This window comes from Streptomyces sp. rh34, from assembly GCF_002551245.1.
Taxonomy (GTDB): Bacteria; Actinomycetota; Actinomycetes; order Streptomycetales; family Streptomycetaceae; genus Streptomyces.
This window is the reverse complement of the sequence record NZ_NTGZ01000001.1, coordinates 115,424-137,499: the sequence shown is the minus strand read 5'-3', so window position 1 is coordinate 137,499 and position 22,076 is coordinate 115,424. Positions and strand designations below refer to the sequence as shown.

The window sequence follows — 22,076 nt, the reverse complement described above, 5'->3', positions numbered from 1 at the left end:
GTACCGTGACCAGGTCGAGTTGTCGATGGCTGCTGCCGCCTGCCTCCGATGGGCAAAGATCACGATCTGTGATTGTGAAGCGGTGCACTAAGGCGTTTACGCGAGTTCCTCGTGGGCGCACGGTGACAGCCAGGCGATGTCCCGCCAACACACGAATCATTTCTGGAGCCCCCGAGTGAGCAAGCGCACCTTCCAGCCGAACAACCGTCGTCGCGCCAAGACCCATGGCTTCCGGCTGCGCATGCGTACCCGTGCCGGCCGTGCGATTCTCGCGAACCGCCGTGGCAAGGGCCGCAGCAGCCTGTCCGCCTGATACCGCTTACAGGTCCATGACGTGCTGCCTACCGAGAATCGGCTGAGGCGGCGCGAGGACTTCGCGACCGCGGTACGACGAGGACGTCGAGCCGGACGTCCACTGCTCGTCGTCCATCTACGCAGCGGTGATACGGACCCGCACGTGACGGGGGAGACTGTTCCCCCACCGCGTGCGGGTTTCGTTGTCAGCAAGGCCGTGGGGGGCGCAGTCGTCCGTACCGCGGTGAAGCGGAAGCTTCGCCACCTGGTCCGCGACCGGCTGGCTCAGCTGCCCCCCGGTAGCCTTGTTGTCGTACGGGCGCTGCCCGGTGCGGGCGACGCCGATCATGCACAGCTGGCCCGAGACCTGGACGCCGCTCTTCTGCGGCTGCTGGGAGGGGGCGCGCGATGAAGTACCCGCTGCTGGCTCTCATCAAGCTGTACCAGTGGACGATCAGTCCACTCCTCGGGCCTGTCTGCCGGTACTACCCGTCGTGTTCCCACTATGGATATACGTCGATCGACAGGCACGGTGCCATCAAGGGAACAGCGCTGACCGCCTGGCGCATCCTGCGGTGCAATCCGTGGTCACCCGGCGGTGTGGATCATGTCCCGCCACGCAAGCGTCCGCGGTGGCACGAGCTGCTGCGCAATGCCCTGCGCGGCGAAAAGGGCGGGGAGTCCGCCGCTGATGTGCCGTCCGGGGGGTCGGTCTCCGAACCTCCGAGCCCGGCCGCAGAGACCTCGCCCAATGCTCAAGGAGCCTGATTAGTGGACACGATTGCCAGTCTGTTCAGCTTTATCACCACACCCGTCTCATGGGTCATCGTTCAGTTCCACAAGGTCTACGGGGCGCTGTTCGGCGACGACTCCGGCTGGGCCTGGGGCCTGTCGATCGTGTCCCTGGTGGTGCTGATCCGGATCTGCCTGATCCCGCTCTTCGTGAAGCAGATCAAGTCGACCCGCAATATGCAGGTGCTCCAGCCGAAGATGAAGGCGATCCAGGAGCGCTACAAGAACGACAAGCAGCGTCAGTCCGAAGAGATGATGAAGCTGTACAAGGAGACGGGTACCAACCCGCTCTCCTCGTGCCTTCCCATCCTGGCGCAGTCCCCGTTCTTCTTCGCCCTGTATCACGTGCTGTCGTCCATCGCCTCGGGCAAGAAGATCGGCGCGATCAACCAGGACCTGCTGGACAGCGCACGTCAGGCGCACATCTTCGGTGCCCCGCTCGCCGCGAAGTTCACGGACAGCGTCGAGAAGGTCACCTCGCTCGACGCATCTCTGACGGACGTCCGGATCGTCACCGCGATCATGATCGTGCTGATGTCTGCCTCGCAGTTCTTCACCCAGCGCCAGCTGATGACGAAGAACGTCGACCTGACGGTGAAGACCCCGTACATGCAGCAGCAGAAGATGCTGATGTACATCTTCCCGGTCATCTTCGCCGTGATGGGCATCAACTTCCCCGTCGGTGTCCTCGTCTACTGGCTGACCACCAACGTCTGGACCATGGGTCAGCAGATGTACGTGATCAACCAGAACCCGACGCCGGGCAGCAAGGCGCAGGACGCCTACCTCCAGCGACTCCTCAAGAGCGTGACCTCCCATGGCGAGGTGCGCGGCCGCACCCGGCGCAAGATGGTCAAGGCGATCGTCGCCAAGGGTCCCGACCGCAACGACATCGAGCGCAAGTTCATCACCGGCCTCGGCAAGCTGGGTTTCGCGGCCCAGGAGGACGGCACGGTGCAGAAGAGTGAGACCGCGGCCGTCGACGCCGAGGGCAGCCAGGCGCCCAAGCGCCAGCAGCCCAAGCGCCAGACCAAGGCGAAGCGCCAGACGGCCGGTGCCACGGCCGGTGGAGCCAAGGACACGGAGCCCGCGGACGCCGGCTCCAAGACCTCCCTCGAGAAGCAGGACGCACCGCAGGACGACAAGCCGAAGTCGGCGGGCAAGCCCGCCTCCGGCTCCTCACGCCAAGCCAAGTCCGGACAGCGCAAGGGCCCGCAGCGGCCCAAGCACCCGTCCAAGAAGTAAGAAGGAGTCCATCCGTGACGGAAGGCACCACCTCCACGGCCGCCGCTGAGGCCGGCAGCGACACCCTGACCCGCCTGGAGCAGGAGGGCGAGATCGCGGCCGACTACCTTGAGGGACTGCTCGACATCGCCGACCTCGACGGCGACATCGACATGGACGTCGAGGCGGACCGGGCCGCGGTGTCGATCATCAGTGAATCGGCGCGTGACCTCCAGAAGCTCGTGGGCCGCGACGGTGAGGTCCTGGAGGCGCTCCAGGAGCTGACGCGGCTGGCCGTCCACCGGGAGACGGGCGACCGCAGCCGTCTGATGCTGGACATCGGTGGCTTCCGGGCCAAGAAGCGCGAGATCCTCGCGGCGCTGGGTGCCAAGGCCGCGGACGAGGTCAAGAGCTCGGGCGAGCCGGTGAAGCTGGACCCGATGACGCCGTTCGAGCGCAAGGTCGTGCACGACGCGATCGCCGCGGCCGGTCTCCGGAGCGAGTCGGAGGGCGAGGAGCCGCAGCGCTTCGTCGTCGTTCTCCCGGCCTGACCGGATCCTTGTACTGTCGGCCCCGTCTGTTCGCAGGCGGGGCCGATCTTTGTCAGCCCGATAGTCAGCCACCCACAGTGCGCTAGTGCGGTATGGAAGGACGGTTCCCGTGACGGAGGCAGCAGAGCTCCCCCAGGCACCTGCGGAGGCGCAGGCGGTGTTCGGAGAGCTCTTCCCGGAGGCTGTCCGGTACGCGGAGCTTCTCGCGGATGCCGGGGTCAAGCGAGGCCTGATCGGGCCGCGTGAGGTCCCCCGGCTGTGGGAGCGGCACCTGCTGAACTGCGCGGTGCTCTCCGAGGTCGTGCCCGAAGGCGTCACCGTCTGCGATGTGGGCTCCGGCGCGGGTCTGCCCGGCATCCCGCTGGCTCTGGTGCGCCCCGATCTCAAGATCACCCTGCTGGAGCCGCTGCTGCGGCGGACGAACTTCCTCCAGGAAGTCGTCGAACTGCTCGGCCTGGACCACGTGACGGTCGTGCGCGGCCGTGCTGAGGAGGTCCTCGGGACGCTTCAGCCCGTGCACGTGGTGACCGCCCGTGCGGTGGCGCCTCTGGACCGGCTGGCGGGCTGGGGCGTGCCCCTGCTGAAGCCGTACGGGGAGATGCTCGCGCTCAAGGGCGACACCGCCGAGGAGGAGCTCAAGGGCGCCAGGGCCGCTCTCAGCAAGCTCGGTGTCCTGGAGACCGAGGTGCTCCACGTCGGTGAGGGTTTGGTCGATCCGCTCTCTACCGTGGTCCGTGTGGTGGTGGGAGAGAGCCCGGGTGGTGTGAGGTTCGCCGCAAAGAAGGCCAAGGCCGCGCGGACGGAGCGGACGCGCAGGCGTCGATGAGGGGCACTGCGGGACGGCGGCGCCGTCCGGGCGGGAGGTCTGTCCGGCCGGCCGATATGCGGATTCTGTCGGGTCTTGAGCCGCTTAGCAGTTGTTCTACCGGAAAGTAGCGATACGTACCTCGTGCGGAGTGTCGTGGCCTGGTAGTTGCTTCGCGGGGGCATCGTGTTTCACGTGAAACGTCGCTCTCTGCTGCAGGGAATCATCGGCCGCGGTCGTGCGGCTGCCACGCCGCGCGACCGCAAGCCCGGACGGGTTGCCGAGTTGTCCACACGCACGGATTCATCCACAGAACAGCGGGCCTCGCTGGTTCACGACCCCGAAAGCATGGCAGGCTCTGTTCATTGCGAGCCTGAAGTCGAGGAGAGTGAATCCTTGCGGTCCGACGCCAACATCGCGGGACCGATGACCGACCCGGTCCCCGGTCCCCGAACCGAGTCCGTGGGTGAGGGTGTTTCACGTGAAACACCGCCGCCGATGGACGACACACCCATCGGCCGAGCCGCTCAGCTGGCGGTCGAGGCCCTCGGCCGCGCCGGCGAAGGGCTGCCCCGCCCTGACCGCACCCGCGTCATGGTGGTGGCCAACCAGAAGGGCGGCGTCGGGAAGACGACCACGACGGTCAACCTTGCCGCTTCCCTGGCCCTGCACGGTGCACGCGTTCTGGTGGTCGACCTCGACCCGCAGGGGAACGCCTCCACGGCTCTGGGCATCGATCACCACGCCGATGTTCCCTCGATCTACGACGTCCTGGTGGAGAGCCGCCCGCTCTCCGAGGTGGTCCAGCCCGTACCGGACGTGGAAGGTCTCTTCTGCGCCCCCGCCACCATCGACCTCGCCGGTGCGGAGATCGAGCTGGTCTCGCTGGTGGCACGGGAGAGCCGGCTCCAGCGGGCCATCCAGGCGTACGAGCAGCCGCTGGACTACATCCTCATCGACTGCCCGCCCTCGCTGGGTCTGCTGACGGTGAACGCGCTGGTGGCCGGGGCCGAGGTGCTGATCCCCATCCAGTGCGAGTACTACGCACTGGAAGGCCTGGGGCAGCTCCTGCGGAACGTCGACCTGGTGCGGGGCCACCTGAATCCGGATCTGCACGTCTCGACGATCCTGTTGACGATGTACGACGGCCGGACGAGGCTCGCCTCGCAGGTCGCCGAGGAGGTCCGCACCCACTTCGGCAAGGAAGTGCTGCGGACGAGCATTCCGCGGTCGGTGCGCATCTCGGAGGCGCCGAGCTACGGGCAGACCGTGCTGACCTACGACCCGGGGTCCAGCGGTTCGCTCTCGTATCTTGAGGCCGCCCGGGAGATCGCCCTGCGGGGTGTCGGGATGCACTACGAGGCTCAGCACGCCCACACGAGCAGTCAGAACAGCCAGCAGAACGTCTCGGAGGGCATTCAGTGAGTGAGCGTCGTAGAGGACTGGGGCGTGGGCTCGGTGCGCTGATCCCCGCCGCTCCCCAGGAGAAGCAGGTGTCGGCGCCCGGAGGCGGTGCTGCGTCGTCCGGCGCGGGCCCGGTTCTGACGGCGGAGCGCGGGGTGGCCGCTGCGAAGGTGACCGCGCTGCCGTCCGTCCCGGTGGTGCCGGAGCCGGCATCCACCCCGGAGGGCCGGTCCGATCAGGATGCCGGGACGTCCGGCGCGTACTTCGCCGAGCTGCCGATCGGGACGATCACCCCGAACCCCCGCCAGCCTCGTGAGGTCTTCGACGAGGACGCCCTGGCCGAGCTGGTCGTCTCCATCAAGGAAGTCGGCCTTCTCCAGCCGGTCGTCGTCCGGCAGGTGGGCTCGGGCAGCTACGAGCTGATCATGGGTGAGCGTCGGTGGAGGGCCTGCCGTGAAGCGGGCCTGGAGCGGATTCCCACCATCGTCCGCGCCACGGACGACGAGAAGCTGCTGCTGGACGCGCTGCTGGAGAACCTCCACCGGGCTCAGCTGAATCCGCTGGAAGAGGCCGCTGCGTACGACCAGCTGCTCAAGGACTTCAAGTGCACCCATGATCAGCTGGCGGACCGGATCGGTCGCTCGCGTCCGCAGGTGACGAACACACTGAGGCTCCTGCGGCTTTCGCCGCCGGTGCAGCGCCGGGTCGCCGCAGGTGTTCTATCGGCGGGCCATGCCCGTGCGCTGTTGTCCGTGGACGACTCCGAGGAGCAGGACCGGCTGGCCCACCGCATCGTGGCCGAGGGCCTTTCGGTGCGTGCGGTCGAGGAGATCGTGACGCTCATGGGCTCGCACCCCACGAGCTCTGTGAAGCCCAAGGGCCCGAGGGCCGGTGGCCGTCTGTCCCCCGCTCTGACCGACCTGGCGACCCGTCTGTCCGACCGTTTCGAGACCCGGGTGAAGGTCGACCTGGGGCAGAAGAAGGGCAAGATCGTCGTCGAGTTCGCCTCGATGGAGGACTTGGACCGGATTCTCGGCAGTCTCGCCCCGGGCGAAGGCCGTGTGCTGGAGCGCGGGCTCGCGGAGACGTCCGAGGAGGACGACAAGGGCTGAGCAGCGGGACCCGAGGAGGGCGGGCTGTGCGCCGGTGCATACCGGAACACGGCCCGCCCTTTGCTCTCTCTCGGTATCCGCATCACCTCTGGGTGGATACGATGCGTTCTGGGACGGCGTATCCACGGTGATCGACCTCAGAGGAGGGCGGAGGCCTTGCGGAGAGTGAGCCGCGGTCGGCTCGTCACGGTCGGGCTGGGCCTGGGCGCCGTCGGGGGATTCGTCGGCAGTCTGTTCCATGAACGGAGCGCACTGGCAGCCGCACGTGGTGCGGCGGGCGAAGGAAGTGAGGGATCGCCGTCATGGGTCGTCGGCTCGCACCACTCACCCTGGACAACCTTCCGGATCTCCCCGAGCGTTGCCGTTCGTGCGTCTTCTGGGAGCTTGACCCGGTCAGCGGGGAAGCCGCGGTAAAGGCGGGCAAGCCGGAGTTGGAGAAGGAAGCCTGGGTGTCCGCGGTCCTCCTGGAGTGGGGGTCCTGCGGCCGGGTGGTCTATGTGGACGACGTGCCGGCGGGCTTCGTGCTCTACGCCCCGCCCGCGTACGTCCCCCGCTCGACCGCTTTCCCGACCAGCCCGGTCTCCCCCGACGCCGTCCAACTCATCACCGGGCGGATCATTCCCGCGTACCAGGGTCAGGGGCTGGGCCGGGTCATGGTGCAGACGGTGGCCAAGGACGTTCTGCGCCGGGGATTCAAGGCGATCGAGGCGATCGGAGACGCGCGGTCCGGGCAGACCACCTGCGTACTCCCAGCGGACCATCTGCTGGCCGTCGGCTTCAAGACGGTGCGGCCGCATCCCGTGTACCCACGGCTGAGGCTGGATCTGCGGACGACGCTTTCCTGGAAGGAAGACGTGGAGATGGCGCTCGACCGGCTTCTGGGGGCGGTTCAGAAGGAACCGGTGTTGCGGCCGCTGTGAGGACGGGCCCCTGCCGGCCGCACGTGAAACGGGCCCACCCCTACAAGGGATGGGCCCGTTTCACGTGAAACATTGCGCCGGGCGCCGGCGCGCGGTTACGCGCTGATGAAGCCGTCGAGGTCGCGGAGGATCGCGGCCTTCGGCTTGGCGCCGACGATGGTCTTGGCGACCTCGCCGCCCTGGTACACGTTCAGGGTGGGGATGGACATCACGCCGTACTTGGCGGCGGTGGCCGGGTTCTCGTCGATGTTGAGCTTGACGATCTGGATCTGGTCGCCGTGCTCTGCTGCGATCGCCTCCAGCGACGGGGCGATCTGGCGGCACGGGCCGCACCAGGCGGCCCAGAAGTCCACCAGAACGGGCTTGTCGCTCTTGAGGACGACCTCATCGAAGGTGTCATCCGTAACGTGCTTCAGGTCGCCGGCCACGGCGGCCTCCTTAGTCTTTGGGGGGTGGGGGTGCGGTGCGGACGGTCAGACGGCGGGGGTCTTCTCCGGCTCGGCGGGCTCAGCGTCGGCCAGGGCCGCGAGGAAGCGCTCGGCGTCCAGGGCGGCGGAGCAGCCGGTGCCCGCTGCCGTGATGGCCTGCCGGTAGGTGTGGTCGACCACGTCTCCGGCGCCGAAGACGCCGGTGAGGTTGGTGCGGGTGGAGGGTGCCTCGACCTTCAGGTAACCCTCGTCGTCGAGCTCCAGCTGGCCCTTGAAGAGCTCGGTGCGCGGGTCGTGGCCGACGGCGATGAAGAGGCCGGTCACGGGGAGCTCGGAGGTCTCGCCGGTCTTGGTGTTGCGCAGGGTCAGACCGGAGAGCTTCTGGTCCCCCTTGACCTCGGCGACCTCGCTGTCCCAGGCGAACTTGATCTTCGGGTCGGCGAAGGCCCGGTCCTGCATGGCCTTGGAGGCACGCAGGGTGTCACGGCGGTGGACGATCGTGACGGACTTGGCGAAGCGGGAGAGGAAGGTCGCCTCCTCCATCGCGGTGTCGCCGCCGCCGATCACGGCGATGTCGTGGTCCTTGAAGAAGAAGCCGTCGCAGGTGGCGCACCAGGAGACGCCGCGTCCGGAAAGGGCGTCCTCGTTGGGCAGTCCGAGCTTGCGGTGCTGGGAACCGGTCGTGACGATGACGGCCTTGGCGCGGTGGACGGTGCCCGCGGTGTCCGTGACGGTCTTGACCTCACCGGTGAGGTCGACCGCGACCACGTCGTCGGGGATCAGCTCGGCGCCGAAGCGCTCGGCCTGGGCCCGCATGTTGTCCATGAGCTCGGGGCCCATGATGCCGTCCTGGAAGCCGGGGAAGTTCTCCACGTCGGTGGTGTTCATCAGCGCGCCCCCGGCCGTGACGGCGCCCTCGAAGACCAACGGGTTCAGCGAGGCGCGGGCGGTGTACAGCGCGGCGGTGTACCCGGCCGGTCCGGAGCCGATGATGATCACATTACGGACGTCGCTCACGGGTTTCTTCCTCGTTTCTGCAGACTGCCTAACTGCCTACGGGGTCGGTTCAACGACTCTCACCCCACCCAACGGATCCTACGGCTGATGCATTCCCGAACGTGCCGCGGCGGTCGCGGACGGTTTTCAGGGGCGGTCGTAGGTGCGGGTGAGCAGCAGCTGTCCGGTGCTCTCCGGGGCGGTGTCCACACAGGAGGAGGCCACGAGATAGGCCTGGACGTGTGAGGGGTCGCTCGGATGCGGAAGGACGACGAGATAGGTGTCCGTTCCCTGGTACGTCCCCTTGTCGAGGGCGAGGGCCGGCGTGGTGCGGCCGGTGGCCTGCTGGACACAGGGAGGGACGACGACGGCAGGGGCCTGCAAGGGGCTCCTGGACGCCTCGGCGTCGGGGGTGAGGGCCTCGCTCGTCGACTTGGTGTCCGCGCCCGGCGGCACCTTTCGGGCGCCGGGGCTCTCCTGGCCGCCCCCGCCACCGAGGAGGCCCTGTACCTGGGATTCCAGCGTGCCGTCGGTATAGGCGTGCGCGCCGCTCTCCGCGGTGCTGACTCCGCTGTCGGCCGCGGTCTTGGAGGAGTCGCCGGACGGGGCGATGGACTGGAGGAAGAAGACGCTCATGCCGATGACCGCCGTGCCGAACGCGGTGCCGAGGACCACAGCGCGCCGCCGTCGACGGCTGGGACGGCGGCCCGGCCCGGTAGCGGCGGAGGACCGGCCCGCAGGACGGTCCGGGACGGAGGCGCCTCCGCTCCCGGAAGCGGGCTTGCTTGTCGCACGGGCGGTCGTCGTGTCTTCGGCGGTCGTTGTTTCACGTGAAACAACGACTGGTTCGTCCACGGCGGGAGCGGTGGGGCGGACCTCCGCCGCGAGGGCCGCGTCGATGCGGGCGGAGACGTCCTCGGGCATCGGCTCGGGGGCGGGCATCGTTCCGAGCAGCTCGCGGATCTCTTCCAGGGAGTCCCGGACCTCTGAGCAGAGGTCGCACCCCGCTACATGCTGCCGGACTTCCGCAGTACGGGAAGGGGAGAGCAGCCCCTCGGTGAGATCGGAGATCTCGGAGATCTCCGGGTGCTGAGCCGTGTCGGCCGTGGAGGTCACGGGCGCCCACCTCCTCCCTTCGTAGCGGCAGGATCGCTTGCTCCTGCGTCTCTGGGTCCTGACGCAGGTGGGACGGATGCTCCGGGCGTCCGGTTCCTTCCGGCCACGCCGTTCTCCCCGTCAGGGGTCTGCCCCCCGGCTCCCGCGCGCAGATGGCGGACCAGGGGGGCCAGTCTCGCCCGGCCCCGGGCGCATCGGCTTTTCACCGTGCCGGTCGGCACCTCGAGGACGCCGGCTGCCTCCGCGACGGAGTAGCCCTGCATGTCGACGAGGACGAGGGCCGCCCGCTGCTCGGCGGGCAGCGTGGCCAGGGCTTCCTGGAGCTGGCGGTGGAGGTCCTGCCGCACGGCGGGGGCCTCGGCCGACTCGTGGGGTTCCAGGAGCTGATCGAGCCGTTCGGCGTCGTCCACGGGGGACGTCTTGCGGGAGGCGGCCTTGCGGACCCGGTCGAGGCAGGCGTTGACGGTGATCCGGTGCAGCCAGGTGGTCACCGCGGACTGGCCGCGGAAGGTGTGGGCGGCGCGGAAGGCGTTGACGAGGGCGTCCTGGACGGCGTCGGCCGCTTCTTCCCTGTCCCCCAGAGTGCGCAGCGCCACGGCCCAGAGCCGGTCGCGGTGGCGGCGTACGAGTTCACCGAAGGCGTCGGGGTCGCCCGCCACATGCTGGGCGAGCAGATCCGAGTCGCTCGGTGCCTCTGGTGGAACGGAATCCACCGTGCTCCCCCTCCGAACCGCATCCGATGTCATATGTGGGCCGCGCCCGGCGAAGCGGTGCGGCGGGGAGAAGCCTGCCGTCACGGGTGTGACGGGCGCAACCCTTGTCGCCGCGCGTGCTCGGTGGGCGCGTGGTCCGCCCCACAGTAACGGGGCGGTGGATCAGCCGAGGACGGAGATGTCGGTGATGCCGCCCCGGTAACCGCCCGTGCCGTCCGAGGGGAGCTCCGTGATGTGGATCAGGACGTAGCGCGTGCGGACGGGCTCATCGAGCTTCTCCTGCAGCTTCGATCCCGCGACGGTCCGCTTGGCGATCGGCTGGTCGAAGTCGGCCGTGGTGGACGGGGACGAGGCGCCCGGGGAGGCGGCGAGCACGGTCGTCGTCTGCCCCTTGCGGTACAGGGCAACGTCGATGCCGGAGACGTCCCGCACCTTGCCGAGGTCGACGATGATCCCGCTGCCCTGCTTGCGTTGGGGGAGGTTGCCGAAGTTGGCGAAGCCCTCGTACCGCGGGGTGACCCAGTGCGTTCCGGAGTTGCCGTCGATGGTGTTCGGCACCTCCCGCTCCTTGATGCCGGAGCCGTCGGGCATGAACTCCGTGGCCCCCGCGATGTCCAGGGGTTCGGCGGACGGAGCGGGCTTCTCGTCCTTGTTCTTGTCGTCTTCGTTCGGTTCGGTGACGCCGGTGTCGTTGGAGCCCTTGGTGCGGTCGAGCAGTGCCTCCGCGAGCTGCCAGCTTCCGAGGCCCAGCGCGGCGATGAGGAGCGCCGAGACGGTCCACTTGAGCGCGCGGCCGGCACGGCTCTGGAGCGGGGCCGGAGGGGCCGCCATCACGGGCTGGGCGACGGCGGACGGATGGGAGGACGGGCGCCCGTACGTGCCCTGCTGATAGGTCGTGCGCTGGTACGCCGGCGGCGCGGTGAACGTGGGTTCCGGAGGAAGGATGCGCGGCATGGCCGCGACGGCCTTGGCCAGCTCGTCGGGGGTGGTGCAGGGCGGTTCCTGCCGGGAGGCGGTGGCGCCGTCGTTGGCGAGCGCCCGCATGGCGAGCTCGGAGAGACCGCGGTGGATGCCGGCCCGGACCTGGTCCGGGGCGATGAGCCCCATGTTCTTGGGGAGCCCGGCGAGCCCGTGTGCGTCGCTTCCGTACGGCCAGCGGTGGGTCAGCGCGGCGTACAGGAGGGCGCCGATGGCCTCGGTGTCCGTCCGGAGGGGGTGTTCCGCGGTGATGCCGCGCAGGGCGGCGTTCACGGCGAGGCCGCGGATGCGGTACTGCCCGGTGGAGCTGCGCAGGACCGCGCCGGGGGTGAGGCGCAGATGGGACAGGCCCTCGCGGTGGGCGGCGGCCATCGCCTGGGAGAGCTGGCTGACGAGCTGGTAGGCGTCGTGGGCCTCCATCGGCCCGGTGGCCAGCAGAGCGGTGAGCTCGGTGGCGTCCGGCAGCCATTCGTGGACCACGTAGACGAGGTCGTTCTCCTCGACGGCGTCCAGGACCTGGACGAAGCGGGGGTCGCCGAGCAGGGCCGAGGAGCGGGCGGCGGCCAGCACCGAGCGGGCCCGCGGGTGGTCCGCGGGCAGCAGGTGCACGCCCACCGCCCGGCGGAGCTTCTCGTCGACAGCACGCCAGCTGCTGAAGCCGTCCAGGCGGGTGACGCACTCCTCCAGGCGGTAGCGCCCGGCGAGTTTGTGACCGCTGTGCAGATCGGGTGACGCCGGAACGGCCTCGGAACGCTCCCGCCCACCGTCCGTGTTCTCGGTGTCCTTGGGGCTCGCGCCCTTGGTGTCCTTGGCTTGCGCCGTCCCGTCGGTCGTGGCCTCGTCCGCCTTGGCGGCCAGCGGCTCGTCGCCGCTGTTGTCGGTCACGTCGACGGCAGCCGTGCTACGTTCCGCCACCGTCGTTCCTGCCTCCCCATCCGTTGCGCGATGCCAGCCAGCTCTGCACAGTCACGCCAATTGTGCCCACACTCCGGCGCTATGCACGACACGCGGAGTGCGGCGATGGTTGTGCGGGCGCGTGCTCATTCAGCGTCCGAGCCGTCCACGGACCATGCCCACCAGGCCGTTGACCTCTTCGATGCGCATCTTCTTCGCCGCGACGAAAAAGATGCCGAGGAGGAGGACGCCGCCGCAGATCAGCGCGGCCAGCGAGCCGAGAGCGCCGGTGCCGACCAGTTCCAGGATGCCGAATCCGGCGGCGCCGCCGACCAGTGCGGCGGGCACCGCGGCCATGCAGAGGCGGGCGTAGGTGCGCACGATGTGCGCGCCGTCCAGGTCGCCGCCCAGCCGGTCGCGCAGCCGGCGCCAGGCGACGCCGACGCCGACCGCGTAGGCCAGACCGTAGGAGAAGGCCATGCCGACGACCGCCCAGCGGGCGGGCAGGACGACGTAACAGAGTGCGGAGGCGGCGGCGTTGGCGGCGGCCACGATGACCGTGTTGTAGAAGGGGGTGCGGGTGTCCTCGTAGGCGTAGAACCCGCGGAGGACGACGTACTGCACGGAGTACGGGATCAGGCCGAGCGCGAAGGCCATGAGGATGAAGCCCATGGAGCGGGCGGCCTCGATGCCGCTGGACGCGTACAGCAGGGTGGCCATCGGCAGGCCGAGCGCCAGGAAGGCGAAGGCCACCGGGACGATGGCGACGGCCGAGTTGCGCAGTCCCTGCGAGATGTCGTCGCGGACCGCACCCGGGTCGTTGTCGTGGGCGGCGCGGGAGATGCGGGGCAGCAGAGCAGCCATGACCGAGACGGTGATGATGGCCTGCGGCATGCCCCAGATCAGCTGGGCGTTGGAGTAGGCCAGGAACCCGGTGCCGTCGTGGCCCGAGGCCGCGCCGGCCGCCGTGGACAGCTGGGTGACGACCAGCACACCGGCCTGGTTGGCGAGGACGAAGAGCACGGTCCACTTGGCCAGCTTGATGGTCCTGCCCAGCCCGTGGCCCTTCCAGTCGAACCGGGGGCGGAAGCGGAAGCCCGTCTCGCGCAGGTAGGGGATCATCGCCAGGGACTGGACGACGAGGCCGAGCAGGGTGCCGATTCCCAGCAGCCGGACGCCCTCCGGCGGGATGGTGTCCACGCCCATCTGTGACTCACCGGATGTGCCGTAGACCCAGATGAACAGCCCGAACGTGATGATCATGACGATGTTGTTGAGGACCGGGGTCCACATCATCGCGCCGAACCTGCCGCGGGCGTTGAGGATCTGACCCATCACCACGTGCACGCCCATGAAGAAGATGGTCGGCAGGCAGTAGCGGGCGAAGGTGACGGCGACGCTGTTGGCGGCGACGTCGTTCGCGATCGTGGGTGACAGCATGTGGATCAGCGTCGGCGCGGCGAACACCGCGACGGCGACGATCGCACCGAGCGCGACCATCACCAGCGTCAGCAGCCGGTTCGCGAAGGCCTCGCCGCCGTCCTCGTCGTTCTTCATGGCACGGACGAGCTGCGGGACGAAGACCGAGTTCAGACCGCCGCCGACGGTGAGGATGTAGATCATCGTCGGCAGGGTGTACGCGATGGTGAAGCTGTCGCCGAGCAGTACGGCGCCGAGTGCGGCGGTGATCACCAGGGACCGCACGAACCCGGTGAGCCGGGAGACGAGGGTGCCGGCGGCCATGACCGCGCTGGACTTGAGGATTCCGGAGACCTTGCCGCCGCCGCCCTGGGCGGGCGCGGGTGCGGGAGCCGGTTCGGGCTGGGGCGGTACGGGGGGCTTCCCCGACCCCTCCTGGTCCCGGAAGAGATGGGCGAAGGCGTCCGGCTCCTGCCGGTCGTCCGACGCCTGAGTGACGAGGGCGTCGACTCCGACGAACTGCGTGGTCGCCGGGCGGTCCCCGTACGGCAGGTGCCGTGAGGGCCCCGCCGGCTCGGGGGGCGGCGTCTGGGCCCAGATGCGCGGGTCGGGGGCGTACGGAGTGGTGGGCGGCTGCTGGTAGAGCGGCCCCGGCTCCTGGTACGTGCCGGGAGGCGGCGGTGGGTGCGCGGCGCGGTCGTAGAGCGCCTCGCCCACCGGGTCCTGGGCGGCCAGGCCCTGCGCCCGGTAGGGGTCGTCCTCGTAGGCGTGCTGGAGGTACGGGTCCGGCGGCACGGAGCCGTCCTGGCCCGCGCCCGGAGGAACCGGAGGCCCGCCCGGAGACGCTGCTCCGCCCGCGCCCTGGCCGCGGTCACCGTCGTACGGCGCGTTCATGGAAACCCCTACCTCATCGTCCCCGGCCGACCGGCCACGACAGACATCGCTCAACGGTCCACTTTCTCACCCGTTCCCGACGGGGCCCCGCTTTCCGGACCGGTGTCCGGAGTCGGGTCACTCGGCTGCTCGGGTCCGCCGCCGTTGCCGTCCGCCGTGTCGCTTGCCACGGCGCGCTTGCGGTGGCTGTACATCCTGACGCCCGCCAGCACCAGGAGCAGCAGACCGCCGGCGATGACGAGCAGCACGGTGGGCGTCACCTCGGAGACCTTCACGGTGAAGGTCATTTCCTCGCCGTACTGGGTGCCGTCCTCCGTGAACAGCCGGGCTGTCACCTGGGCGCGGCCGTTGGCGCTGGTCGCCGTGTCGAACTTCACCGACTGGCTGTGGCCCCCCGCGACGCCGACCGGCAGTTCGGCCGTGCTCCCGTCGTCGTTGAACTTGAGCCGGATGTTGTCCGAGGTCAGCTGGAGAACCAGCCGGTCCACGCCCTGCACCAGCTTGTTCTGCACGGTGACGGGGATCGTCGCGCTGCGCCCGGAGAGGGTGACGTCGGACTTCTCGATGAGCTGCACCTCGGAGGTGAGGCTCTGCAGGTAGTCGCGGACCGCGTCCCGGTACTGCTGCGCGGCCAGGGACCGTCCGCGCCAGGACGTCGACATCGAGCGGTTGACGGCGTTGCCGAAGGGCGTCACCACGCGCTCGGGCTGCGTCAGGATCGTCTCGAAGCTGTCGAGCGAGCCCTGGGTGGTGCGGATGTCCTGGAACGCCTGCGTGGGCAGTTCCTGGGCCCGGAGCTTCTTGGGGTACGCGGAGGCCCGGGGGACCTTGGCGGTGGCCCTCGGGTCGGGCTTCACCTCGGCGGCGGCGACGAGGTCGAGGGGCTGGGTCCAGCGGTTGCCCGCCAGGCCCTCCAGAGCGCGGGCCATCGTCTGGGCCTGTGCGGCGGTGGGCATCCGCGGCGGGGCCACGACGATGCTGCGCTCGTTGTCCGGCGCCTGCTCGGTCAGTGCGAGGGTCTGGGCGAGGAACTTCTGGACCGCGCGGGTGGCGGAGCCCGCCCTCGACATGTCGCCGTCGAACAAGGTCGACAGCCGCGCGTCCGCGACGACCGCGGTGGTGCCTCCGCCGATCGGCCGCGCCGCGGTCGGCGTGTACGGAAGTTTCGTGGTCTCCCGGAAGCTGTCGCTGCGGGCGATCACGTTGTGGGCCCCCGCCGAGGTCGCCACATCGACGATGGAGGAGTCCACGGCGCCGTTCACGGGCCAGGCGAAGTCGGTGGACGGCTTCACATGGAGGATGGTCTCCACCGTGGTCGCGGCCACCGCGGACGCGTTCTGCAGATGGCTGAGCGTTCCGGAGACGTTCTTGCCGCGGTGCGCGATGGAGGCCAGATCGGGGTCGGCGAACGGCAGCGCGACCACCTTGCCGTCCTCCACCACCTTCTCCAGCGCGGTGAGCCACTGCTTGGCGACGGCCTGGTTCTTGCCCGGGACGGTCGTGTCATCCGACTCGACCTCGTACTTCCCGGCCATCGCCGCGACGCTCGCCAGAAGGTCCGGGTCGACGACCCAGGTCACGGGGAGCCGACTGCCCAGGGACACCATCTGCTCCAGCCGGCCACCGGGCGCCAGTTCCTTGGCCAGGTCGTCGTCGGTGAACACGGGGGTCTGCTGTTCGTCCGAGCGGGTCTCCGCCGTGACGTGGGGAGACGCGATCAGGGGCCAGAGGAAGGTGAGCTTCGTCCTGCTGTCGCTCGCCTCGGGCTGCCAGGGCAGGTACGAGCGCTCGATGCCCAGTACCCGCTCGTAGGGGGTGGTGGTCGTACGGCCGGAGACCGAGACGCCGAGCTGGTAGACGCCCGGGTCGTCCAGGCCGAGCTTGTCGACGGGCACGGTGAGCGTGAAGTCCTGGCTGATCCCCTTGGCGAGCTTGGGGAACTTCACCGTGTACTTGTCCCCGACGGTGGCCGGGTCGACGCCCGGAACGTACGCGGAGCGCTTCGCGGCGTCGTCGACCTCTCCACGGCCGGAGAGCCGGGGGCCGACCCGCAGGTCGACCTCGGCGCTGCTGACCGTCTCCTTGCCCCTGTTGGTGAGTGTTCCGGAGACGGTCAGGGTGTCGTCCTCCGCCGGAACGCTCGGGGAGAGCGTGTTCAGGGACACATCGACCGTACGGGAGCCGGTGGGGGCCTTGGCGGGCTTGGCGGCCGGAGCGGCATCCGCGGCCGGAACGGCCAGCAGACCGGCCAGCAGCGGTGCTCCGAGCACCGCTGAGGCCGTGCGCCGGAGCCACCGGCGGGCAGGAGAGGGACGCGTCCCCTGGAAGTCTGCCGCCTCGGCCACGCGCCTACCCGTCCCTCGTCGTCATCAGATGCTGTCGATCGCTCGGTCCTGCGTCCCCGCATGGTAACGAGGTGCGGCGGGCCGAAGTGCTGGGGTCCATCGCACATGATCGCGGGTATCCCGCAGGGTCCCCGTAAACGATGACGCCCCGGCCGGTCCGTGCACGTACCCTTTTCTGTTGTGCCGAACGCCAACGAAGAGAACGCCAGTGCACTGAGCCAGGTGCAGCACCGCGCGGTGAGTGAACTGCTCCGGGTGTCCCCGGTAGCCGACGACCTCGCCCGTCGATTCCAGGAGGCCGGATTCGGCCTCGCGCTGGTCGGCGGCTCGGTCCGCGACGCACTGCTGGGCAGGCTCGGGAACGACTTGGACTTCACCACCGATGCCCGCCCCGAGGACGTGCTCAAGATCGTCCGGCCCTGGGCCGACTCGGTGTGGGAGGTCGGGATCGCCTTCGGCACCGTCGGTTCCCAGAAGGACGGCTATCAGATCGAGGTCACGACCTACCGGTCCGAGGCCTACGACCGGACCTCGCGCAAGCCGGAGGTCTCCTACGGCGACTCCATCGAGGACGACCTCGTACGCCGCGACTTCACGGTCAACGCGATGGCCGTGGCTCTGCCGCAGAAGGAGTTCGTCGACCCGTACGGAGGTCTCAAGGACCTCGCCGAGCGGGTGCTGCGCACTCCGGGCACGCCCGAGGCCTCCTTCTCCGACGACCCGCTGCGCATGCTGCGCGCGGCCCGCTTTGCCGCGCAGCTCGACTTCGAGGTCGCCCCCGACGTCGTCACCGCCATGACGGGGATGGCCGCGCGGATCGGCATCGTCTCCGCCGAGCGGGTCCGCGACGAACTCAACAAGCTGCTGCTCTCTCAGCACCCGCGCAAGGGTCTGGGGCTCCTGGTCGACACGGGGCTGGCCGAGCAGGTGCTGCCCGAGCTTCCCGCACTGCGCCTGGAGAGTGACGAGCATCACCGTCACAAGGACGTCTACGAGCACTCGCTGACCGTCCTGGAGCAGGCCATCGGCCTGGAGGAGGACGGACCCGACCTCGTGCTGCGTCTGGCCGCGCTGCTCCATGACATCGGCAAGCCGAGGACCCGCCGCTTCGAGAAGGACGGCAGGGTCTCCTTCCACCACCACGAAGTGGTGGGCGCGAAGATGACGAAGAAGCGCATGACCGAGCTCAAGTACTCCAACGAGCTGGTCAAGGACGTGTCGAAGCTGGTGGAACTGCACCTGCGCTTCCACGGGTACGGCGACGGAGAGTGGACCGACTCCGCGGTGCGCCGGTATGTGCGCGACGCCGGGCCGCTGCTCGAACGTCTCCACAAGCTGACCCGGTCGGACTGCACGACCCGGAACAAGCGCAAGGCGAACGCGCTCTCCCGCACCTATGACGGGCTGGAGGAGCGCATCGCCCTGCTGCAGGAGCAGGAAGAGCTCGAATCGATCCGCCCCGACCTGGACGGCAACGAGATCATGCAGATCCTCGGTGTCGGTCCCGGCCCGGTGATCGGCAAGGCGTACGGGTTCCTGCTGGAGCTGCGCCTGGAGCACGGGCCGATGGAGAGGGATGCGGCGGTGGCGGCACTCAAGGAGTGGTGGGCGCGGCAGGACTGAGCCCGGCGGGGCGGTGTTTCACGTGAAACATCAGCCGTTGGATGTGCCGAGGGGCGTTGTTTCACGTGAAACAACGCCCCTCGGCACATCCATGACCGGTTACCGGTGGGCGTCGGTGCGTCGCCGGCGGAACATCGCCGCCGCGACCACCGCGTACAGCACCGACACGACCGTCACGACGGCGACTGATCTGCCGTCCGGCGGGAGCATCAGGGCCGCCACCCCTGCGGCGCTCACGAACGCGACGTTGAAGAGCACGTCGTAGAGCGCGAAGACCCGGCCGCGGAAGGAATCGTCGACCGAGGTCTGCACGACCGTGTCGGTCGCGATCTTCGAACCCTGGGTCACGACGCCGAGCACGAACGCGGCGATCAGCATCGGGGCGGGAGCGAAGGAGAGGCCCAGGGCGGGCACCAGGACCGCCGCCGCGCCGGCGCAGCCCACGATCCATCCGTACCGGCCGAGCTGACCCACCGCCCATGGGGTGAGGACGGCGGCGACGAAGAACCCCGCGCCGGACACCCCGACCGCCAGACCGAGCAGCGCCAGCCCGTCGGACTCGGTGTCCGACCAGGCGTAGCGGCACAGCATGAGCACCATCACGGTGAGCGCGCCGTAACAGAAGCGGATCACGGTCATCGCGGCCAGTGCCCCGGCCGCATGTCTCCGCTGTGCCAGATGGCGCAGCCCGGCGATGAGCCCGCGTGCGGTGACGGCCAGAGCGGACCGCAGCCGCAGGGGCCTCCCGTCGGTATCCGGTCCCAGCAGGGTGCGGGGCAGGCTCAGGGACGCCAGCGCGGAGAGCAGGTAGAGCATCGACCCCAGCAGGACGACCGCCGCGTCGGACTCGTCAGCCACCAGCCGCACGACGAAAGCGAGGCCGCCTCCCGCGGTGGCCGCCAGGGTGCCCGCGGTGGGGGACAGGGAGTTGGCGACGACGAGGCGGTCGGTGTCGACCACCCGGGGCAGGGCGGCGGAGAGACCGGCCAGCACGAAACGGTTGACGGCGGTGACGCACAGGGCCGAGGCGTAGAAGAGCCAGTCGGGCACCGAGGCGAGAATCAGCAGGGCCGTGGAGCAGGCCAGAGCGGCCCGCAGAAGGTTCCCGTAGAGGAAGACCTGCCGTCGGGGCCAGCGGTCCAGCAGAACCCCCGCGAAGGGCCCGATCAGGGAGTAGGGCAGGAGGAGTACGGCCATCGCGGAAGCGATGGCGGCGGCCGACGTCTGCTTCTCGGGGGAGAAGACGACGTACGCGGCGAGGGCGACTTGGTAGACGCCGTCGGCGGACTGGGACAGCAGCCGCACGGTGAGCAGGCGGCGGAAGTTCCGCAGGCGCAGCAGGGTGCGCAGGTCACGCGCGACAGACATGGGAGCAAGCGTCACACACGTAGGGGGTCCGCGGGCGGATTGCCCGGGGACCCCCTACGTGCGGCAGGAAGAGGTGAGCGTCTCCGCTCAGCGCTCCGGTGAGGCTGTGTCAGCCGAGAAGGCCGGTTCAGCTCTCGGTGTCGCCGTTGATGAACCTCTCGACGTTCTCGCGGGCCTCGTCGTCGAAGTACTGCACCGGCGGGCTCTTCATGAAGTAGCTGGAAGCCGAGAGGATCGGGCCACCGATGCCGCGGTCCTTGGCGATCTTCGCCGCACGGACGGCGTCGATGATGACACCGGCCGAGTTCGGGGAGTCCCACACCTCGAGCTTGTACTCGAGGTTCAGCGGAACGTCGCCGAACGCGCGGCCCTCGAGGCGCACGTACGCCCACTTGCGGTCGTCCAGCCAGGCCACGTAGTCCGAGGGGCCGATGTGGACGTTGTCCGCACCGAGCTCACGGTCACGGATCTGCGAGGTGACGGCCTGCGTCTTGGAGATCTTCTTGGACTCCAGGCGCTCACGCTCGAGCATGTTCTTGAAGTCCATGTTGCCGCCGACGTTCAGCTGCATCGTGCGGTCCAGGATGACACCGCGGTCCTCGAAGAGCTTCGCCATCACGCGGTGCGTGATGGTGGCGCCCACCTGGGACTTGATGTCGTCGCCGACGATCGGGACACCGGCCTCGGTGAACTTGTCCGCCCACTCCTTGGTGCCGGCGATGAACACCGGGAGAGCGTTGACGAACGCGACCTTGGCGTCGATGGCGCACTGCGCGTAGAACTTCGCAGCGACCTCGGAACCGACGGGCAGGTAGCAGACGAGAACGTCGACCTGCTTGTCCTTGAGGATCTGGACGACGTCGACCGGGGCGTCCGCGGACTCCTCGATCGTCTCGCGGTAGTACTTGCCCAGGCCGTCGTGGGTGTGGCCGCGCTGGACGGTCACGCCCGTGTTCGGCACGTCCGCGATCTTGATGGTGTTGTTCTCGCTGGCGCCGATGGCGTCCGCGAGGTCGAGGCCGACCTTCTTCGCGTCGACGTCGAAGGCGGCGACGAACTCGACGTCACTGACGTGGTACTCGCCGAACTGGACGTGCATCAGACCGGGCACCTTGCCGGCCGGATCGGCGTCCTTGTAGTACTCGACGCCCTGCACCAGCGAGGCGGCGCAGTTGCCCACGCCTACGATGGCTACGCGAACCGAACCCATTCCGGTTGCTCCCTGTGTAATCGGTGTTTCCGATGAAGTCGCCGCGGAGTGCGATGACTTCACTTGGCGGTGTCGTCGGACGGATCCGGCCGGGTGTTGTCCCGATGCCGGGGCAGGCCGCCCGTCTCTCCAGGTGTGTCCTGCTGAGCAGAGCCCTCGGGCGAGGATCGTCGCCGATCCCGCCCCGACCGCTCGCTCTCGATGAGCTCGTTCAGCCAGCGCACTTCGCGCTCCACGGACTCCATGCCGTGTCGCTGCAGCTCAAGTGTGTAGTCGTCGAGTCGTTCACGGGTGCGGGCGAGGGAGGCGCGCATCTTCTCCAGGCGCTCCTCCAGCCGACTGCGGCGGCCTTCGAGCACCCGCATCCGCACCTCGCGTTCGGTCTGGCCGAAGAAGGCGAAGCGCGCTGCGAAGTGCTCGTCCTCCCAGGCGTCCGGACCGGTGTGCGACAGCAGCTCCTCGAAGTGCTCCTTACCTTCTGCCGTCAAGCGGTAGACGATCTTCGCCCGCCGCCCTGTCAGTGAGGAGGAGGGAGTGGCCGAGCGTCCGGCGGCCGGCGTGGTGTCCGCCGGGACACCGGCGGGCTCCTCGATCAACCAGCCGCTGGCGACCAGCGTCTTGAGGCAGGGATAGAGCGTTCCGTAGCTGAACGCACGGAAGATCCCCAGCGAGGTGTTGAGGCGTTTGCGCAGCTCATAGCCGTGCATCGGCGATTCGCGGAGCAGGCCGAGGACAGCGAACTCGAGGATGCCGGAGCGTCTGCTCACCGGTGCCTCCCCCTTCTCCCGCTGTGTCCGTCGGCACGGTCCACCGGAACCACTGGCGTACTTATGCCGCGCTGATGTATCGACTCGATACATCAGCACGATAGATCGGTACGTCCTGTTCGACAAGGGCGACCTTCGTGAACGGCGTCACATCAACAATTCCCAGGGTTCGACTTGCGTTATTTGGGGTGAAGTTCGGCGCTAGGCAGGTTTTGACCGTGCG

At 69.0% G+C, this 22,076-nt stretch carries 20 protein-coding genes; 10 read left to right on the top strand and 10 right to left on the bottom strand.

Translation table 11 applies throughout. The annotated features are described in order from the left end of the window. Window positions 1-175 precede the first annotated feature (175 nt). The 9 genes from rpmH to CR470_RS00595 all read left to right on the top strand — a co-directional run bounded on the left by rpmH (window position 176) and on the right by CR470_RS00595 (window position 7,102). On the top strand, window positions 176-313 hold the full coding sequence (gene rpmH, locus CR470_RS00635; protein ID WP_003967884.1) for a 50S ribosomal protein L34: 138 nt from the start codon (window positions 176-178) through the stop codon (window positions 311-313). A gap of 21 nt (window positions 314-334) precedes the next feature. Beyond that, window positions 335-706, top strand: a complete 372-nt coding sequence (gene rnpA / locus CR470_RS00630) for a ribonuclease P protein component (protein WP_097865603.1) — start codon at window positions 335-337, stop codon at window positions 704-706. After that, window positions 703-1,062: a membrane protein insertion efficiency factor YidD gene (gene yidD, locus CR470_RS00625; protein ID WP_006125986.1), complete on the top strand. Its 360-nt coding sequence runs from the start codon at window positions 703-705 to the stop codon at window positions 1,060-1,062. Before rnpA ends, yidD begins: the two co-directional genes overlap by 4 nt. A gap of 3 nt (window positions 1,063-1,065) precedes the next feature. Beyond that, window positions 1,066-2,331, top strand: a complete 1,266-nt coding sequence (gene yidC / locus CR470_RS00620) for a membrane protein insertase YidC (protein WP_097865602.1) — start codon at window positions 1,066-1,068, stop codon at window positions 2,329-2,331. Between the two features lie 14 nt (window positions 2,332-2,345). Then, a complete protein-coding gene (locus CR470_RS00615; RefSeq protein WP_097865601.1) occupies window positions 2,346-2,861 on the top strand; it encodes a Jag family protein in 516 nt (171 codons plus the stop codon). 109 nt (window positions 2,862-2,970) lie between these two features. Then, window positions 2,971-3,687 carry a 16S rRNA (guanine(527)-N(7))-methyltransferase RsmG gene (gene rsmG, locus CR470_RS00610; protein WP_097865600.1) on the top strand — a complete coding sequence of 239 codons (717 nt, stop codon included), beginning with the start codon at window positions 2,971-2,973 and terminating at the stop codon, window positions 3,685-3,687. A 327-nt stretch (window positions 3,688-4,014) separates the two neighbouring features. Further along, window positions 4,015-5,091, top strand: a complete 1,077-nt coding sequence (locus CR470_RS00605) for a ParA family protein (protein WP_097865599.1) — start codon at window positions 4,015-4,017, stop codon at window positions 5,089-5,091. Continuing rightward, window positions 5,088-6,182, top strand: coding sequence for a ParB/RepB/Spo0J family partition protein (locus CR470_RS00600; RefSeq protein ID WP_097865598.1), 1,095 nt, complete (start codon window positions 5,088-5,090; stop codon window positions 6,180-6,182). The genes CR470_RS00605 and CR470_RS00600 overlap by 4 nt, the downstream gene beginning before the upstream one ends. A 302-nt stretch (window positions 6,183-6,484) precedes the next feature. Continuing rightward, on the top strand, window positions 6,485-7,102 hold the full coding sequence (locus CR470_RS00595; RefSeq protein ID WP_097865597.1) for a GNAT family N-acetyltransferase: 618 nt from the start codon (window positions 6,485-6,487) through the stop codon (window positions 7,100-7,102). Between the two features lie 95 nt (window positions 7,103-7,197). On the opposite strand, the gene trxA is transcribed toward CR470_RS00595, so the two are convergent. The 7 genes from trxA to CR470_RS00560 all read right to left on the bottom strand — a co-directional run bounded on the left by trxA (window position 7,198) and on the right by CR470_RS00560 (window position 16,885). Next, complete coding sequence (gene trxA, locus CR470_RS00590; protein WP_097865596.1) at window positions 7,198-7,530, bottom strand: thioredoxin; 333 nt, start codon at window positions 7,528-7,530, stop codon at window positions 7,198-7,200. 45 nt (window positions 7,531-7,575) lie between these two features. Continuing rightward, complete coding sequence (gene trxB, locus CR470_RS00585; protein WP_097865595.1) at window positions 7,576-8,547, bottom strand: thioredoxin-disulfide reductase; 972 nt, start codon at window positions 8,545-8,547, stop codon at window positions 7,576-7,578. A gap of 126 nt (window positions 8,548-8,673) precedes the next feature. Further along, window positions 8,674-9,642 (bottom strand): anti-sigma factor family protein, encoded by a 969-nt coding sequence (locus CR470_RS00580; protein ID WP_097865594.1) that lies wholly within the window; start codon window positions 9,640-9,642, stop codon window positions 8,674-8,676. Further along, window positions 9,639-10,355, bottom strand: coding sequence for an RNA polymerase sigma factor SigM (gene sigM, locus CR470_RS00575; protein WP_097865593.1), 717 nt, complete (start codon window positions 10,353-10,355; stop codon window positions 9,639-9,641). Before sigM ends, CR470_RS00580 begins: the two co-directional genes overlap by 4 nt. Window positions 10,356-10,517: 162 nt before the next feature. Beyond that, the gene (locus CR470_RS00570; protein WP_097865592.1) at window positions 10,518-12,248 is read right to left on the bottom strand and encodes a protein kinase family protein; all 1,731 of its coding nucleotides are present in this window, start codon (window positions 12,246-12,248) and stop codon (window positions 10,518-10,520) included. A gap of 129 nt (window positions 12,249-12,377) precedes the next feature. Further along, on the bottom strand, window positions 12,378-14,540 hold the full coding sequence (gene murJ / locus CR470_RS00565) for a murein biosynthesis integral membrane protein MurJ (RefSeq protein ID WP_097865591.1): 2,163 nt from the start codon (window positions 14,538-14,540) through the stop codon (window positions 12,378-12,380). 50 nt (window positions 14,541-14,590) lie between these two features. Then, entirely contained in the window at window positions 14,591-16,885 is a 2,295-nt protein-coding gene (locus CR470_RS00560; RefSeq protein WP_097865590.1) for a DUF6049 family protein, read from the bottom strand. 180 nt (window positions 16,886-17,065) lie between these two features. Here CR470_RS00560 and CR470_RS00555 point away from each other — a divergent pair, with 180 nt between their 5' ends. Beyond that, window positions 17,066-18,508 carry a CCA tRNA nucleotidyltransferase gene (locus CR470_RS00555; protein ID WP_097865589.1) on the top strand — a complete coding sequence of 481 codons (1,443 nt, stop codon included), beginning with the start codon at window positions 17,066-17,068 and terminating at the stop codon, window positions 18,506-18,508. A gap of 99 nt (window positions 18,509-18,607) precedes the next feature. Here CR470_RS00555 and CR470_RS00550 read toward each other — a convergent pair whose 3' ends face one another. From CR470_RS00550 to CR470_RS00540, 3 genes are all read right to left on the bottom strand, one after another. After that, entirely contained in the window at window positions 18,608-19,876 is a 1,269-nt protein-coding gene (locus CR470_RS00550) for an MFS transporter (protein WP_097865588.1), read from the bottom strand. A 127-nt stretch (window positions 19,877-20,003) separates the two neighbouring features. Further along, complete coding sequence (locus tag CR470_RS00545) at window positions 20,004-21,086, bottom strand: inositol-3-phosphate synthase (protein WP_097865587.1); 1,083 nt, start codon at window positions 21,084-21,086, stop codon at window positions 20,004-20,006. Between the two features lie 59 nt (window positions 21,087-21,145). Then, window positions 21,146-21,853, bottom strand: coding sequence for a PadR family transcriptional regulator (locus tag CR470_RS00540; protein WP_097865586.1), 708 nt, complete (start codon window positions 21,851-21,853; stop codon window positions 21,146-21,148). Window positions 21,854-22,076: the final 223 nt, after the last annotated feature.

Coding starts and splice junctions, on each gene's coding strand:
- yidD (WP_006125986.1), top strand. CDS start 703: ATGAAGTACCCGCTGCTGGCTCTCATCAAGCTGTACCAGTGGACGATC.
- CR470_RS00605 (WP_097865599.1), top strand. CDS start 4,015: ATGGCAGGCTCTGTTCATTGCGAGCCTGAAGTCGAGGAGAGTGAATCC.
- CR470_RS00595 (WP_097865597.1), top strand. CDS start 6,485: ATGGGTCGTCGGCTCGCACCACTCACCCTGGACAACCTTCCGGATCTC.
- murJ (WP_097865591.1), bottom strand. CDS start 14,540: ATGAACGCGCCGTACGACGGTGACCGCGGCCAGGGCGCGGGCGGAGCA.
- CR470_RS00550 (WP_097865588.1), bottom strand. CDS start 19,876: ATGTCTGTCGCGCGTGACCTGCGCACCCTGCTGCGCCTGCGGAACTTC.
- CR470_RS00545 (WP_097865587.1), bottom strand. CDS start 21,086: ATGGGTTCGGTTCGCGTAGCCATCGTAGGCGTGGGCAACTGCGCCGCC.